We start from the raw sequence: 16303 nt of genomic DNA on the forward strand, positions 1-16303 counted from the left end.
GTTATGGAACAGGACTTGGGCCGGCGCGTTGAGGGGACGTGTCGAAGGAGGACGACGGATGTTTGAATTTTTAAAACCGCAACAGCAGCCTGTGATCGATGACGTGGAAGCGACCGGCACTTACGCCGACGCGCTGCTCAATGTTCCAAGCCCGGAACTGACCCGTTCGACAGCCCGTGAGCATGGCCATGAGGCCCATTCCCGAGATTATTGCGAAAACCGCGATATTTCCCGCAGCGCGCTCGGTTTTGCCTGAGCCGCCGCAAAAAGCTTCCTAAAAACGGAACGGACCGCCGGTCCCGGCGTTTCCCTGTATAACCACGGGGCGGCGCAACCGGACCGAAGGGACCTGATCGGCATATGACCGATGGGCGAATTCTTATGTTGCGCCGCCTGAATGGCGACGGCGCAGGCGCGTTGTCCCGATAGATGAAAGCGCAATCTGTTTTGGATCGCGCATTTATATCAGGAGGCCGCGATGTCGACCGTTCCCGTCGAACCTTATCCCGAACCGCCAATGCCGGTGCCGCCGCAGCCGGATATTCCGCCTGTGGAAGAGCCGGAACCCGACAGGCTGCCGGATGAAATTCCAACCCCCAATCCCGACGAAAACGATCAGCCGCCAAAAGTCCTCTAGACGGCTTTATTCTCGAGGTTTTCGAACTTCTTGCTGATGAAGGTCGAGCCTGCAAGCCCGAAGCGCCATGGATAATCCACCGCGCGGCTGATGCCGATGCGCCTGCCGCTGGTAATGGCGGCGGCTTCCTTCGGCAACCGTAGAAGAAACGGCGGGGCATCGAGCGGCATGCCGTCCATGTCTCCGGTAATGGCCATTGCCTGACAGAGCCTGCCGGGGCCTGAGCAAAGAAGTTTCGGCTTGTCGGTTCCGCGCCGCAGTTTCATCATGTCCATGCCGGTCAGAGGTTCGATGGCGCGCAGAAGCACGGCGGAGCCGGGCGCACAGACGAAATTCGCGCACCAGTGAATGCCATAGGACCGGTAGACATAAAGATGGCCGGCCGGGCCGAACATTGCCCTGTTGCGAGGCGTCTGCCCGTTGAAGGCGTGGGATGCCGGATCGTCGGGATGATAGGCTTCGGTTTCCACGATGATGCCGCCGGCATTGCCGACGCGAAATTCCGCGCCGATGAGCGCGCGGGCCACGTCCAGCGCGTCACGCTTGAAGAAACTCGCCTGCATTTCCGGGCTAAAGGCCTGATTCATCTGGAACCCCTTCCGCTCTGCCATCGTTGTGAATTCAGGTTTCAGTGTTACCGCATCGGATGGCTAAGCCGATGCATTTCAAACCGGAGGGCATGTCATGCAACTTTCCACGACCTATGTAAAACGCAATAACGGCGTCATATCCGTCGAGTTCGTCGGCAGCGATGGCGATCAGGTTTCCGTCCGTCTCGCCGATGGGCTGGAGGGCATCGATGATGCCGAGGCCATCAAACGCGCCAGCGCAGTGATGGTTCAGCTGACGGCTTTCGGCACCCGCCACGGCGCTGATGCGTCGTCGCAATTTTCCGCGCTGGGAACGGCGCAGGGTGATGTTCCGCATGGTCAGGCAAGCGCCCGCACCGCGAAGGATCGCGATATTCTGGAAGAAGAATTGGATGAGGGACTGGAAGACAGCTTTCCAGCCAGCGATCCGGTTTCGGCCACCGTCACCTCGATAGCCTCCAGAAAAGGCGGGCTGTGATATTGGCTGATCGCAAAGTTGCTCTCATCACCGGCGCGGGTTCCGGCATCGGTCGCGCCGCCGCCCTCCATCTGGCCGCGGAAGGTTTTTCGGTTGGCCTGCTCGGTCGCACCGAATCCGAATTGCGAGCGGTAGCGGCTGATATAGAAGCCGCATCCGGCTCTTCGAAGGTCCTTGTCGCCGATGTTTCGGACGAAGCGGCCATGCGACATGCCGTCGCAGCGCTGGTGGAAAGCTTCGGTCGTCTGGATGTGGTGGTGGCCAATGCCGGCGTCAACGGCGTCTGGGCGCCCATCGATGAGTTGAAGCCTTCCGAGTGGGACGACACGATCCGCATCAACCTGCGCGGCACCTATCTCACCGTGCATGCCAGCGTGCCGCATCTGAAGGCGGCGGGTGGCGGCTCCATCGTTATCGTTTCGTCGATCAACGGCACCCGCACCTTCACCTCGCCCGGTGCTACCGCCTATTCCGTGACCAAGGCCGGGCAGCTCGCCATGGCCCAGCAACTGGCGCTGGAGCTTGGGCGGCACCGCATTCGCGTCAATGCCGTCTGTCCCGGCGAGATCGAAACGGCAATCGACGAAAACACCGATATACGCGGACGCGAAAAGACAGAAGTGCAGGTCCGTTTTCCTGCCGGAGATATTCCGATCACGGGAGGCGTCGCAGGCACGAGCGACGATGTCGCCGCGCTGATCGGGTTCCTGGCATCCGATTCGTCGCGCCACATTACCGGCACGCCGGTCTGGATCGACGGCGGGCAGGGGCTGCTTCGATAGGCGGATCGTCCGGCGCCCCTCACGGGCTTGTGTCCCTATGATTAACGAAAGGGTAACGTCTGTTCACGAGACTTTGTCCATGGGCGAGGTTGCCGCGTTATGGCCACCTTCGCTAGTTAAGCGTCTGCCGGAAAGGCGGGCAAATCAGTCGGGTAGAACGATCCATGGACATGAAGGCATTGCTGGATTTCGCGGTTGCGGGGTTACGGCTGAAGGTGATGGCGGGGGTAAGAGTGGCTGCGGTCGTTGCGATCGGCGCGGGTCTTGCCGCGTGCACCTCCATGGGTCTTGATAGTGTCAAGAAAGACCCGCCGAAGCTGTCGTCCAAGATGATGGCGCAGATGTCCGCCAAGAGCATGCGGCCGGAAAGCCCCGTCCTCGTTCGCATTTTCAAGCAGGAAAGCGAGCTTGAGGTCTGGAAGATCGACAAGACCGGAAGTTATGCGCTGCTCAAGACCTATCCCATGTGCCGCTGGTCCGGAAAGCTCGGGCCGAAGATGAAGACCGGCGACCGGCAGGCGCCGGAAGGTTTTTATCATGTCTCGGCCGGCATGCTTAACCCGAATTCGCAATATTTCGTCTCCTTCAATCTCGGTTATCCCAACCGGCTGGAATCGGCGCTCGGTTACACCGGCGAGGCGCTGATGGTGCACGGCGCCTGTTCGTCGTCCGGCTGCTACGCCATGACCGACCAGCAGGTCGGCGAGATTTACGCCGTCGTGGCGCGCGCTCTGCAGGGCGGGCAGGATCGTTTTCAGGTGCAGGCCTATCCTTTCCGTATGAGCGCCAGAAACATGGTGGCCAATCGCGACGATCCCAACATGCCTTTCTGGAAGACACTCAAGGAAGGCTACGACTATTTCGAGGTAACGCGTCGCCAGCCCAAGGTCTCCGTCTGCGGCCGGCGCTATGTCTTCAACAGCGAATTTGCCGAAGGTGAGCCCGCCGATCCGCTGGCCGCCTGCCCGCCAGCCATCAATCAGCCGGACCCGGCTGTGGCGTCGAAACTGGCCGAGGAACAACAAAAAATTGCCGCCGCGATGAACGAGGGAACTTCCGCCCCTCTCAGCGCGTATGTAGACGGCGGCATGCATCCGAGCTTCCGTGCCATTCTGAAATCCAGCGGCGCCAAGTCCATGGCATCGCAGGTTTCCGGCACGAAGTACCCTATCAGCCGCCCCGATGCGGCGCTGGCAGACCCCTTTGCCAGTGTGAGATGACGTAAATGAGGTTTTTCAATTGAACGACACGACAACGACCCGGCGGGGTTTCCTGCTTGGAGCAGGTGGATTGGCGCTTGCCGGCCTTGCGGGCTGTAACACCACGGCGCGCGAAGCCGCACGGCCGACCGCCCCCGCCGACGACCCGATGTATGCGCTGATGTACGGCCCCAAGCCGGACGAGCAGTTTCCGCTGCCGGAAATTCCCTATAAGCGCATTCCACGCCAGTTTCTGCGGCAGATGGTGGCCAATCCGACAGGCGAGCGCCCCGGTATTATCGTCGTCGATACCGCCAACCATTTCCTCTATCTCACCTATGAGAACGGTCAGGCCATGCGTTACGGCGTCGGTCTCGGCCGCGCCGGTTTCGAATGGTCCGGCCGCGGCGTCATCCAGTACAAGCGCCAATGGCCGCGCTGGACGCCGCCTGACGAGATGGTCGCCCGACAGCCGGAACTGGAGCCGTACAGCAGCCGCAACGGCGGCATGGAGCCGGGCCTCAAGAACCCGCTCGGTGCGCGTGCGCTCTATATCTTCAAGGACGGCAAGGACACGATCTACCGTCTGCACGGTTCGCCCGAATGGTGGACCATCGGCAAGTCGGTATCATCAGGCTGCGTGCGCCTCATCAACCAGGATATCGTCGATCTCTATAACCGCGTGCCGGATGGTACGCCGATCGTTGTGACGGCGCTTGGCCCGGCGCAGCAGGGCGTGCCGATCGGTCAGGAAGGCGTGCCCGTTGCCCAATATGGCAATGGCGTGGTTGGCGACGGGTTGTCGCAGCCGGTCCAGACCTACTGATAGACAAAAATTTCCAGCCGCTGAAATCGGCGGCTGGAAATGATGGGCGAATGGCAGCGCAATGCTTCCGCCTCAGGCCACGTGACGGATGATGTCGTGGCCGCCGACATCCTCCATATCCAGACGGAAACGTGAAACCAGCGCGCGCAACTTTGCCGTTTCGGCGGCAAGCGTTGCCGAGGCGGCGGTGGATTGTTCCACCATCGCCGCATTCTGCTGGGTGGCGTGATCCATGGAGTTCACGGCGGCGTTGATTTCTGCAAGCCCCGTCGATTGTTCGGCGGCTGATGTCGCAATCGCGGTCATGTGCTGGTCGATGCCGGCGATGCGCTCGCCAATATCCTTCAGCGCCGCACCGGTATCGAGAACCAGCTTCACGCCGCTTTCCACTTCTGCCGATGATTGGCGGATATGGTCGCGGATTTCGCTTGCGGCCTTTGCGGAACGCTGGGCGAGGTCGCGCACTTCCTGTGCCACCACGGCAAAGCCCTTACCGGCCTCACCGGCGCGGGCGGCCTCCACCCCGGCATTCAGCGCCAGAAGATTAGTCTGGAAAGCGATTTCGTCGATGACGCCGATGATGCCGGTAATCTGCCGCGACGATGTCTCGATGCGGCGCATCGCCTCTTCGGCGTGGCTCACCACCTCAACCGATTTCAGGGCGCTGTGGTTGGCGTCGGTGGCGGCAAGCCGCGCCTCAGAAGTGCGTTTGTTGGCGTTTGAGACATTGGCCGTGATTTCCTCGAGCGCTGCGGCGGTCTGTTCGAGGGAGGCTGCCTGATTTTCCGTACGGCGGGAAAGGTCACCGGCGCCGGCGGCAATCTCGCGGCTGCTGCCGTCGATCGTGCCGATACCATCGGAAATCGCAAACAATGTTTCGGCCAGCTGCCGGACAGAACTGTTGAAATCGTGCCGCAGGGCTTCAAATTGCGGGGCGAAGGCCTGATCGAGCTGGAAGGCCAGATCACCCGAAGCCAGCCGCTTCAGACCGCTAGCGAGGCCTGATGTGGCAATGCGCAATCGTTCGGAAGCGTCCTCCTCGGCCTGCTGGCGTGCGGCTTCCTGATCGGCTTGCGCCTGCAGGCGGGCCGCTGCCGCCTGTTCTTCAAGCACCCGGTTGGCGATTGCCGCCTGCCGGAAGACTTCAACGGCGACGGACATGGAGCCGATCTCGTCCTTGCGGTCGATGCCGGAGGGTGGCTGAGATGTATCGCCGCCCGCCAATGTTTCCATATTCTTTGACAATTGCAGGATGGGGTGGATAACCGATTTGCGGGTGAGAAGGAAAAGCCCGGCGGAGAAAATTGCCGCCAGAACCAGCAGGCCCTTCAAGGCAAGGTTGATGGTCTCCTTGGTTTTTTCGCTTTCGGCCGAGGCGGCATCGGACAGGGCCTCGATCTGGTCGCCGGCCGTTTCCATCGCTTTTTCAAGCCCCGAAAATTGCCGCATGAACTCAGGCATCAGCTTGATCGCCTCTTCCGGGCTGGAGCCGGCAAGGCCGACAACCGCATTGGCGGCGTCCATATAAGCGAGCAGCGGTTTTTCGACGCCGTCGATCACGGTTTTGACGTTTGTGCCAGCTGAGAGAGACCTGTTGGCCTCGATCATTTCGCGGAAGCTGGCTTCATGTTCGCCAAGGTCAGCCTCAACCGCCTTGAGATCGAGGCCCATACTGGCATTGGTGGAAAGAATGGCGGCAAGTACGTCGGAGCGCAATGCATCATGCATCATGTCCGCCTGCATGTGGTTGCGCAGCACTTCTGCCGAAAGTGCGACATATTCGCTATTACGGTTTAGCGTTTCCGTTGCCCACATGCCAACGCCCGTGGCGGCGCCGGTGATGGAAAAGATTGCAATGCTAGCCAATATTATCTTTTTCTGAATCGACGCCATGGGACGTTCCCGCGCTGTTGGTTATACTGCGGGAAAATAATAGAACATGCTTAATAAATGATCTATGTACGCTTTGCTTTGATAAAAGCGAAAAAAAGGCTGCAATTTCTATTGCAGCCTTTCCTATATTAGGACTTTATACTTTTAATTTGCGCGTTTCAGCGCGTCGCCGAGGATTGAGACGATATCATCGAAATGGGATTTTTCGGCGATCAGCGGCGGCGAGAGGGCGATGATATCGCCGGTGACGCGGACAAGCAGGCCACGCTCGAAGCAATCCGTGAAGATGTCATAGGCGCGCGCACCGATGGCGCCATCGCGCGATTGCAGCTCGATGCCGGCGATGAGGCCGATGGTGCGGATGTCGATGACGTTTGGCAGGCCCTTCAGAGAATGGATGGCATCGTGCCAGACATCCTGCAATTCGGATGCGCGGGTAAAGAGGCCTTCGTCGCGGTAGATATCGAGCGCGGCGATGCCGGCGGCACAGGCGACGGGATGGCCGGAATAGGTATAGCCGTGGAACAGCTCGATCTGACTTTCCGGGCCATGCATCAGCGCATCATGCACCTTGCGGCTGGTGAAGACCGCGCCCATGGGGATCGCGCCATTGGTCAGACCCTTGGCGGTGGTGACGATGTCAGGCGTAACGCCGAAGTAGTTGCTGGCGAATGATGCGCCCACGCGGCCGAAACCGGTGATGACTTCATCGAAAATGAGGAGAATGCCATGCCTGTCGCAGATGGCGCGAAGGCGCTCCAGATAACCCTTCGGCGGCACCAGCACGCCGGTGGAGCCGGCCACCGGCTCGACGATGCAGGCGGCGATGGTTTCAGCACCATGCAGCGCGACCAGCCGTTCCAGATCGTCGGCAAGTTCGGCGCCGTGCTCGGGCTGGCCCTTGACGAAGCTGTTTTTCGCCAGATCGTGGGTGTGGCGCAGATGGTCGGCGGGGATTTGCGGGAAAACACGGCGGTTGTTGACGAGACCGCCCACCGAGATACCGCCGAAACCGACGCCGTGATAACCGCGCTCACGGCCGATCAGGCGGCCGCGGGTGCCTTGGCCGATGGCGCGCTGATAGGCGATGGCGATCTTAAGGGCCGTATCGACCGATTCTGAACCGGAGCCGGTGTAGAAGACGCGATCAAGCTTTGCACCTTCCGGGCCGGGAGCGATTTCCGCCAGCCGCTCGGCGAATTCGAAAGCGACGGGGTGGCCCATCTGGAAGGAGGGCGCGTAATCCATGGTCGAAAGCTGATGTTTAACGGCGGAAGCGATCTGCTGGCGGCCGTGGCCGAGATTGACGCACCAGAGGCCAGCCGTTCCGTCGAGAACCTGGCGGCCGTCATCGCTGGTGTAATACATGCCCTCGGCGCTGACCAGCAGGCGCGGGCTGGCCTTGAACTGCCGGTTGGCGGTAAACGGCATCCAGTAGCTGTCAAGCGAGGTGGAGTTGGATCGGCTGGGGTTGTCCATCATGGTTCTCCTGTTCGTTGCCGATGATTGAAAGCTATTTTCCAGACTGAACAAGCCCTTTTCTCACTGTGGCCAAGTCATTGAAAATGCTATAGGCGAAAAGGCAGGTTTTCGATATTTCGAACAAGGGTAACGGAGGCTCCAGCATGTCGGTGGATATAGGCGGGCGTTTGCGGCATTTGCGGCTGCGCCACAATATTTCCCAGCGGGAACTGGCAAGACGCGCCGGTGTGACCAATTCGACGATTTCGCTGATCGAAAGCAACACCTCCAACCCGTCCGTGGGGGCGTTGAAGCGTATTCTCGACGGCATACCCATCGGCCTTGCCGAGTTTTTCGCATTCGAGCCGCAGACAAGCCGCAAAGCCTTTTACCGGGCGGATGAGTTGGTCGAGATCGGCAAGGGGCCGATCTCGTTTCGGCAGGTGGGCGACAATGTCTTCGGTCGCAGCCTGCAAATCCTGAAGGAATGTTACCAGCCGGGCGCCGATACCGGCAAGGTGCTGCTGGTGCATGATGGTGAGGAGGGGGGCATCATCCTTTCCGGGCGCCTGGAAGTGACGGTTGATGAGGAGAGGCGGGTGCTGGGGCCGGGGGACGCCTATTATTTCGAAAGCCGCAGGCCACATCGCTTCCGTTGCGTTGGACCCGTGCCGTGCGAGGTCATCAGCGCCTGCACGCCGCCCACCTTCTGATTCTACCGGGTTCTGCGTCAGGTGGGGCAAGAAGGGCGGCCGTTCCAGCATGCGCGGAAAAAAACGGGCGGGAGCAGAGGATTTTCTGCAGCATGACGAGGTTTTGATACGAATTCCTGCCACTATTTTGCCGCTTTTCCGCCGCTCTTGCAACTTCTCCATCGCTTTTTCTTGGCAAAGCCACAGTGCCGGGTAAAAAAATCCCGGCTAATATGTCAAATTTTATATGCATTGCCGCAATCTTGCTGCGCCGCAAAAAAATTTAATAGTCTGTTACACGCATGGCTTTTCTTGGTGTTCCTGTCTCATCTCATCAAGTCATAAGAAACATATAAGAAAAGACTATCCGGGGTCGAAAACGCAATACATGCAGCGGCGACACCCATGCTCTGGACACATGGCCATAGGCGCATTTGTTGCTTTTTTATGCAGCGGATAATATTGCCCGGAGGTTGATCGGCCGCTGCCGCAAGAAATCGCATAGACGGTCATGGGCAATGTGCCTTACAAAAAATCCATTAGCATCAAATTCCGAACACAGACTTGTTATCTCCTTTAGACGGAAAGACACGCCTCCGGGCACCGACCAATCGCAAAACATAAATGGAGTTCACTCTATGAAGTCCGCGACCCAATCGGCTGAACAGACACTCAGCAGTTCCGAAGATTTCGATGTCAGCTTCCCTATCGGGGGCATCGCAAAACGCAGCTTCGATATGGCATCGGCTGTGCTTGCGCTGCTCATCTTCAGCCCGATTTTCCTGTTGATCGCCGCTCTGGTGAAATTTTCCGATCCCGGCCCGATCTTTTACGGTCACCGGCGTGTCGGACATAATGGCCGCTATTTCCATTGCCTGAAATTCAGGACGATGGCGATGAACGGCGACGAGATGTTGCGGCAATATCTTGCCGCCAATCCGGAAGCCGCCGAAGAATGGCGCGCGACCCGCAAGCTTAAGAACGATCCGCGCGTTACCGCCGTCGGCGCCGTGCTGCGCAAGCTTAGCCTCGATGAACTGCCGCAGCTCCTCAACATCATCCGTGGTGAAATGAGCGTGGTTGGCCCGCGCCCCGTCGTTGACGAGGAACTGAGCTATTATGAAAGCGATGCCGCTTATTATCTCAGCACCCGTCCTGGCCTGACCGGCCTGTGGCAGATCAGCGGCCGTAACGACGTCTCCTACAAGACCCGCGTGGCTTTCGACACGCAATACGTTCAGAACTGGTCGATGCGGCAGGATGTCTTCATCATCGTCAAGACCATTCCAGCCGTGTGCCTGTCGCGCGGCAGCTACTGAAATCAATATTGAGTTCGGCTTTATCGATTTTCGTTTCGACACGCACCCTGACCGGGATCCCAAGTCCGGTCTTCGGGTGCGTCATTGGTGCTAACAATAGCGGCCGCTCATGCGGCGCTGCGCAGCCGGCCCTGTCCGGTTGCTCTATCGTCTGATCGCCTGCATGGCGATCAGCAAACAGGGAGTCTCCCGATGAACGGCTTTTTTGCCACCACCCGCCGTCCGCTTGCCACCCTCGTGCTTGCCGTTGCCTTTGCCGCGCCGCTCTCCGCAATGGCGGCAGAGGGTGGACAATACACGCTCGGCACCGCTGACAAGCTGCGCATCCGCGTCGCCGAATGGCAGCCCGCCGATGGCAGCATCCGTAACTGGGATGTCATCAACGGCGATTATTCCGTTGGCCCATCCGGGGCGCTGTCCTTGCCCTTCATCGGCCAGCTCGAGGTTTCGGGAAAAACACCCTCGGAAGTCGGGGAGGCGATTGGCGCGCAGCTTCAGAGCAAATTCGCGCTTCGCAACCTGCCGTCGGCTTCCGTCGAAATTGCCCAGTTCCGGCCGATCTTTCTGAGCGGTGACGTGCAGACGCCGGGCGAATATCCCTATGCGGCTAATCTCACGGTTCTGAAGGCCGTCAGCCTAGCCGGCGGCCTGCGTCGCTCCGATGCCGGGCAGCGTTTTGCTCGCGACTTCATCAATGCGCGCGGGGACGCCGCCGTCTATGACAACCAGCGGGCAAGGCTGCTCGCCCGCCAGGCGCGGCTGATTGCCGAGGTGAAGGGTGACGCGTCCATCGCCAAGACGCCTGAAATGGAAAAGATCAGCGAGATCGATGTGCTTCTGGCCAGCGAAAGCGCGCTGATGAAGTCCCGTACCGAGCGTTATACGCTTCAACTGAAGGCGCTGACGGATCTGCATGCCCTTTTGCAGAGCGAAGTCGAGTCGCTGAATAAAAAATCGGAAACACAGAACCGCCAGCTCCAGCTTGCCAACGAGGACCGCGACCGCGTCAACCGTCTGAACGAGCAGGGGCTTGCACTGTCGCAACGGCGTATCTCGGCGGAAGAACGGGCGGCGGAGGTGGAATCCACCCTGCTCGATATCGACACGCAGTCGCTGCGCGCCAAGCAGGACATCAACAAGGCAACCCAGGACGAGATCAACCTGCGCAACGACTGGGTGGCGCAGCGATCCAAGGAATTGCAGGACACCGAAGCGGAACTCGACAAGCTCAATCTGCAGCTGACCACCAGCCGCGAATTGATGTCGGAGGCGCTGGCGCAATCGGCCGAGGCGATCCGCTTCGATCCGTCGGGGAAGTCCGCGACCATCAGCTACCTCGTGGTGCGTGAGGAAGACGGCAAGCCGAAGGAAGTGAAGGTGGATGAAAACACCCTGCTTCAGCCCGGCGACGTCATCAAGGTTTCATCCGAAATCCTGATGCAGTGAGGTTCGCATGCGGATTGCCAAATCGGCGCTGATCGATCCCGAACGCAATGAAATCTTTGGAATGGCAGCGATTGCGCTGTCATTCTTCGTGTTCGCCTATTCGTCGCGTTTCGGGCAAATCTCGGTGCTGGCCTATTATGGCGTGTGGCTGCCGCTGGTGGTGGTCAATTACCGGCAGGTGCTCGGCAATTATCCGCGTTATCTGTGGATCTTTGCCTTTGGTATCCTGACAGTGCTGTCAAGCTTCTGGTCGGAGGCTGCGTCAGTGACCATGCGCGCCTCCATCCAGTACATGACGCATATCGTCTGCGCCTTGATTGCCATGCGCGTCATCTCGATCCGGACGCTGACTCGCGGCGCGCTGATCGGTATCGCCGTGGTTTTGCTGTATTCGCTGCTATTCGGCATTTATCTCTTCGATGCATTGGATGGCACCTATAGTTTCGTTGGCGCTTTCTCGTCGAAGAACCAGCTCGGGTTTTACGCATCGCTTGGCGTCATTTTCGCAGTCGCCTCGGTGCTGGTCCTCAAACAGAGAGGCATCTGGCTGCCAATCGCCGGCGTTACCGGGCTTTTATCGGCCTATAGCCTTGTCGCGTCGCAATCGGCCACATCCACGATTACGACAGCGGCGGTGGTCGCTCTCATCATCGGCTTCATCCCGATCGGCATGCTGTCTCCCGCCAACCGCAAGATGACGTTTTTCGCGCTCGGCGGCCTTGGTGCATTGCTGGTGGTCGCTTCGCTGCAATTCGGCCTGCTCGATGCCATTCTGGGTGTTTTCGGCAAGGATTCGACGCTCACCGGCCGCACCTATCTCTGGCAGCAGGGCATCGAGGCGGCAAAACAGACACCGATCCTCGGTGTCGGCTATCAGGGCTTCTGGGTCGCGGGTTTTGCCGATGCCGAACGCCTGTGGAACGACTTCTTCATCACCGGCCGCACCGGCTTCCACTTCCATAATACCTATATCGAAACGGTGGTGGAAAATGGCATCGTGGGCATGGTGCTGCTTGGCATGGTGCTTTACGGCACGCTGCTCGGGCATCTGCGCTCGGTGCTGATGCGCAAGAGCGATCCGCAGGGCGTCATCCTGTTTGCGATCTGCGCGCTGTTCGTGGTGCGCTCCTTCGTGGAGATCGATATCATCTTCCCCTACCAGATCGGCTCGTTCCTGCTTTATTTCGCTGCGGGCAAACTGTGCCTGCCAATGAAGGCAGTGCAGAATGGTGAAACTCACCCGGCGATGGGTATGCGGTTGCAGACGAGAGCCTAGAGATAATCCGCCGAGACATGCGGGCTGGCGTGGATGAATTTCCACATGTCCTTGCTGACATCGACGATATCGGCAATCGACTTCTCCAGATGCTCGATTTCCTTCTCGTCCATGCGTTCGACCTTGCCGTAGCGAACCTTGCTGTCGTCCTCCACCAGTCGCATCAGCTGGGTGCTGGCGATTTCGCCCTTTTCGTCGAAGGAATAGATGCAGTGATTGTATTTGTTGCGTGTCCGAGCTTCCTTCTTCAGCCGCGCCATGATGGAGAGAATGGTCTTGCGGTCCGGCGCTGGCGTGGAGGGGAGTTTCGCCAGACGTTCGATGAGGTCCATGCGGGCCCGCGTGGTGTTGAGCGTCAGAAACACGACGATAGCCGCTTCCTTCTCCACTTTCAGGAGGTGGACGATCAGATAGATCATCAGGCTTTCGGTGTTGGTCCACACGTAATTTAGCCTGCCGACCAGCAGCAATACATCCGACATCACCGCCATGCTGCTTCTCCCGCCCCGGCGAAATATATTCGGATATTATATGCTGACCGCTGCGGAAAAGACAGTATAGGTTACTGATATTTCTTCATCTTTCCTTGAAGGCACGCGACATGCTGTCGGAGATCGGCTTGGTCAGATATTCGAAGAAGGTACGCTCTGAGGTCTGGATCAGAACGTCGGCCGGCATGCCGGGCACGGGGTGGAAGTTATGGACCTTGGAGATTTCCTCGTCGGAAATCTGGACGCGAATGATATAGACGTCCTTGACCTGAGGACCGGCATTTTCCTCGATACTGTCGGCTGACACGTAAAACACCTTGCCGTTCAAAACCGGCGTGGTGCGGCGGTTCAGCGCCGACAGACGGATCGCGGCGGTCTGGCCCTCATGCAGTTGGTCGATGGAGGTTCTGAGAACCTGCGCTTCAAGGATGAGGGGAACGTGAGCGGGCAGAATTTCCATGATCGGCTTGCCGGTGGTGATGACGCCGCCGGCGGTATGGTAATAGGCGCGCACCACCGTGCCGTTGACCGGCGAGCGGATAATGGTGCGTTCCAGCACTTCGGCGGCGCCACGCACCTGTTCGCGCACGCTGTCGAGATCGGAATCAGCGGTTTCCAGCGCATCGAGTGCGGCCTGTTTGTTGGCATTGACGGCAATGACCGCTTCCTGCTTGAACTTGGCGATTTCCGCCTCGCTCTGGTTCATTTCGCCAGTCAGGCGGGCGATATCGCCCATGGCGTCGGCAATGGCGCGTTCCAGCGCCAGCATGTCGGTCTTGCGAATGACGCCGTCTCTCGCGAGCTTTTCCTTGGAGTCGCGTTCCTGCGTCAGAAGCGCCAGCTGCCGGTCGAAGGACTTCTTTTGCCCATCGTAACCGGTATAGCGGAATTCCAGCGAGCGGATGTTCTTCTCGATCAGGTTCAACTGCTCGTCGAGCTTGACGATCTTGCTGTGGAACACGATGTTCTGGCTCTGGATGATGGAGTTGATGTCCGGATCGCCGGCTTCCTTCATGACGATTTCAGGCACCTTGAAGTTTTTCTCTCCCTGCGCCTCGGCACGCAGGCGCACCACGATGGTTTCCAGACGAAGCCGCCGCAGCTGCAACATACGCTCATTGGCAAGCGCCGTCGTCCTGTCGAGTGTCAACAAGACGTCGCCTTCCTTGACCGTATCGCCTTCGCTGACCATCATTTCCTTGATGATGCCGCCTTCCAGATGCTGGACGACCTTGTTGTTGCCGGTGGCGACGAAGCTGCCCTGGGCGATGATGGCGGAGGAGAGCGGTGCTGTCCCGGCCCAATATCCGAAGCCGCCGAAGGATGCGAGCAGCACAGCAAGACCGATGGAACTGTGCAGGCGGATGGAGCGCGGCACTTCGCTGTACCATTCCATCTGGCCCTGGGGTTTGATTTCGGCAATGGCGGTTGTCTTCTTGAACATGACGATCCTCAACCCTCGATCTGCGGGGACTGGTTGGCCTGGCGGCCATTGCCGGAAAGCGCTTTCAGCACCTCGATCCTTTCGCCGAACATGGCGAGCGATCCGTCCTTCAGGACCATGATCTTGTCGACACATTGCAAAAGTGCGGGGCGCTGGGTGATGGTCACGGTGGTGATGCCCTGTTTCTTGGCGTGCAGCAGCGCCTTGGCCAAAGCCTGTTCGCCCGCCGTGTCGAGGTTGGAGTTAGGCTCGTCCAGCACCACGAATTTGGGATCGCCGAAAAAGGCGCGGGCAAGCGCGATGCGCTGTTTCTGGCCGCCGGAAAGCGGTGCACCATCGGCGGCGACGACGGTCTCATACCCCTGCGGGAAACCGGCGATCAGCTCATGCACATCGGCCAGCACTGCCGCCTCGTAAATCTGCCGGTCGTCGACATCGTCGCGCATGCGGCAGATATTGGCCTTGATCGTGCCGGGGAACAGCTGCACGTCCTGTGGCAGATAACCGATGCTTTCACCGAACTGCCGCTGGTCCCAGTTGCGCAGATCCATGAGATCGAGGCGGACATTGCCTGAGGTTGGCAGGATGGAGCCGACCAGCATCTTGCCGAGCGTCGTTTTGCCGGAACCGGAATTACCGATGATGGCGAGCGATTCTCCCTTTTTCAGCGAAAAGGAAATGCCGTTCAAAATCACCTTCTTCTGCGGCGGCGGCACGAAGAGAATGCGCTCCACATCGAGACGCCCCTCCGGATTGGGCAGGCGCAGGCGCGGGAAATTCAGCGGTGAGCTGATGAGAAGCTGCTTGATGCGGCCATAGGAGGCGGCGGATTTGTTGAACTGGTGCCAGCCTTCGATGGCGCCTTCAATGGGGGCGAGCGCGCGGCCCGAAATGATCGAGGCGGCGATGACCATGCCGCCGGTCAATTCGCCGGCGAGTGACAGATGCGCACCCCAGCCCAGCAGGGCGATCTGCGTGATCATGCGTGCGGCCTTGGAAACGCCTGAAAACATGATGTTGCGATCCTGCGCCGCCACGTGCGATTTCAACGATCCGGCGGTTTCACGGCCCCACATCTTCACGGCTTCCGGTATCATCGCCAGCGCATTGATGATCTGCGAATTGCGCGACATGGAATCGAGGTGGAAATTGGCGCGGCTCAGATAACCGGAGGCTTCGGAAAACTGCTTTGCAGTGAAACGCTGGTTCAGCCAGGCGATAATGAACAGCACCGCACAGCAGACCATGATGATGATGCCGAGATGCGGATGCACGAGATAAACCACCACGATGAAGAGCGGCATCAGCGGCGCATCGAGGAAGGCAATCAGGGTGCCGGAGGTCAGGAAGGAACGCAGTTGCTGCAGGTCCTGCAGGATCTGGTAGTCCTTGCCGCTGCCGTGCAGCGCGGCGCGGGCGGCCGCGGACAGGATCGGTGCGCCAAGCTGCACCTCAAGCTCGACGGCGGTGCGCATCAGGATGAAGCGGCGGATGGCGTCCAGAAAGGCCTGCAACAGAACCGCGCCGAGAACAGCGACGGTCAGCATGACAAGCGTATCCATCGAACGGCTGGTCAGTACCCGGTCGGATATCTGGAACAGATAAAGCGGAATGGCGAGCAGCAGGATATTGATGGCGATGGTGAACAGCATCACCACCACCATGTTGCGACGAACAGCGGCGATGCCCTTGGCAAGGCTGGCGGCGAAATTGATCGGCTCGCTGCGTTTGTGGAAGCCGCTGTGGGCTCCGCCACCGCCACCACCACC

16 protein-coding genes are annotated in these 16303 nt (G+C 59.3%); 10 read left to right on the forward strand and 6 right to left on the reverse strand.

Going from position 1 to position 16303, the window contains the following annotated elements; translation table 11 throughout:
- Nucleotides 1-58 precede the first annotated feature (58 nt).
- Nucleotides 59-256 (forward strand): hypothetical protein, encoded by a 198-nt coding sequence (locus JZX89_RS06605; protein WP_035243556.1) that lies wholly within the window; start codon nt 59-61, stop codon nt 254-256.
- 222 nt (nt 257-478) lie between these two features.
- Nucleotides 479-637: a hypothetical protein gene (locus tag JZX89_RS06610; RefSeq protein ID WP_080842802.1), complete on the forward strand. Its 159-nt coding sequence runs from the start codon at nt 479-481 to the stop codon at nt 635-637.
- On the opposite strand, the gene JZX89_RS06615 is transcribed toward JZX89_RS06610, so the two are convergent.
- Nucleotides 634-1224, reverse strand: a complete 591-nt coding sequence (locus JZX89_RS06615) for a DNA-3-methyladenine glycosylase (protein WP_207133509.1) — start codon at nt 1222-1224, stop codon at nt 634-636. The two genes, JZX89_RS06610 and JZX89_RS06615, sit on opposite strands and share 4 nt — an antisense overlap.
- Nucleotides 1225-1321: 97 nt before the next feature.
- On the opposite strand from JZX89_RS06615, the gene JZX89_RS06620 reads away from it, so the two are divergent.
- From JZX89_RS06620 to JZX89_RS06635, 4 genes are all read left to right on the forward strand, one after another.
- Complete coding sequence (locus JZX89_RS06620; RefSeq protein ID WP_174375309.1) at nt 1322-1705, forward strand: hypothetical protein; 384 nt, start codon at nt 1322-1324, stop codon at nt 1703-1705.
- The gene (locus JZX89_RS06625) at nt 1702-2487 is read left to right on the forward strand and encodes an SDR family oxidoreductase (RefSeq protein ID WP_207133510.1); all 786 of its coding nucleotides are present in this window, start codon (nt 1702-1704) and stop codon (nt 2485-2487) included. Before JZX89_RS06620 ends, JZX89_RS06625 begins: the two co-directional genes overlap by 4 nt.
- A 164-nt stretch (nt 2488-2651) precedes the next feature.
- Nucleotides 2652-3707 carry a L,D-transpeptidase family protein gene (locus tag JZX89_RS06630; RefSeq protein WP_207133512.1) on the forward strand — a complete coding sequence of 352 codons (1056 nt, stop codon included), beginning with the start codon at nt 2652-2654 and terminating at the stop codon, nt 3705-3707.
- A gap of 19 nt (nt 3708-3726) precedes the next feature.
- Nucleotides 3727-4512: a L,D-transpeptidase gene (locus tag JZX89_RS06635; protein ID WP_153517114.1), complete on the forward strand. Its 786-nt coding sequence runs from the start codon at nt 3727-3729 to the stop codon at nt 4510-4512.
- 72 nt (nt 4513-4584) lie between these two features.
- On the opposite strand, the gene JZX89_RS06640 is transcribed toward JZX89_RS06635, so the two are convergent.
- Nucleotides 4585-6405, reverse strand: a complete 1821-nt coding sequence (locus JZX89_RS06640; RefSeq protein WP_207133514.1) for a methyl-accepting chemotaxis protein — start codon at nt 6403-6405, stop codon at nt 4585-4587.
- 144 nt (nt 6406-6549) lie between these two features.
- On the reverse strand, nt 6550-7884 hold the full coding sequence (gene aptA / locus JZX89_RS06645; RefSeq protein ID WP_207133516.1) for an omega-aminotransferase AptA: 1335 nt from the start codon (nt 7882-7884) through the stop codon (nt 6550-6552).
- A gap of 146 nt (nt 7885-8030) precedes the next feature.
- On the opposite strand from aptA, the gene JZX89_RS06650 reads away from it, so the two are divergent.
- From JZX89_RS06650 to JZX89_RS06665, 4 genes are all read left to right on the forward strand, one after another.
- The gene (locus tag JZX89_RS06650; RefSeq protein ID WP_207133518.1) at nt 8031-8579 is read left to right on the forward strand and encodes a cupin domain-containing protein; all 549 of its coding nucleotides are present in this window, start codon (nt 8031-8033) and stop codon (nt 8577-8579) included.
- A 617-nt stretch (nt 8580-9196) separates the two neighbouring features.
- Nucleotides 9197-9877, forward strand: coding sequence for a sugar transferase (locus JZX89_RS06655; RefSeq protein WP_149899187.1), 681 nt, complete (start codon nt 9197-9199; stop codon nt 9875-9877).
- Between the two features lie 192 nt (nt 9878-10069).
- Nucleotides 10070-11323 (forward strand): polysaccharide biosynthesis/export family protein, encoded by a 1254-nt coding sequence (locus tag JZX89_RS06660; RefSeq protein ID WP_174375316.1) that lies wholly within the window; start codon nt 10070-10072, stop codon nt 11321-11323.
- 7 nt (nt 11324-11330) lie between these two features.
- Nucleotides 11331-12599, forward strand: coding sequence for an O-antigen ligase family protein (locus JZX89_RS06665; RefSeq protein ID WP_207133521.1), 1269 nt, complete (start codon nt 11331-11333; stop codon nt 12597-12599).
- Here the strand turns inward: JZX89_RS06665 and JZX89_RS06670 are convergent.
- The 3 genes from JZX89_RS06670 to JZX89_RS06680 form a co-directional block, all read right to left on the reverse strand.
- Nucleotides 12596-13090, reverse strand: coding sequence for a hypothetical protein (locus tag JZX89_RS06670; protein WP_153517120.1), 495 nt, complete (start codon nt 13088-13090; stop codon nt 12596-12598). The genes JZX89_RS06665 and JZX89_RS06670 overlap by 4 nt on opposite strands.
- Before the next feature lie 85 nt (nt 13091-13175).
- Nucleotides 13176-14534 (reverse strand): HlyD family type I secretion periplasmic adaptor subunit, encoded by a 1359-nt coding sequence (locus JZX89_RS06675; RefSeq protein ID WP_207133522.1) that lies wholly within the window; start codon nt 14532-14534, stop codon nt 13176-13178.
- 8 nt (nt 14535-14542) lie between these two features.
- A partial coding sequence (locus tag JZX89_RS06680; protein WP_207133523.1) for a type I secretion system permease/ATPase occupies nt 14543-16303 on the reverse strand: 1761 nt, incomplete at its 5' end.

The organism is Agrobacterium burrii (assembly GCF_017313405.1).
GTDB lineage: Bacteria > Pseudomonadota > Alphaproteobacteria > Rhizobiales > Rhizobiaceae > Agrobacterium > Agrobacterium burrii.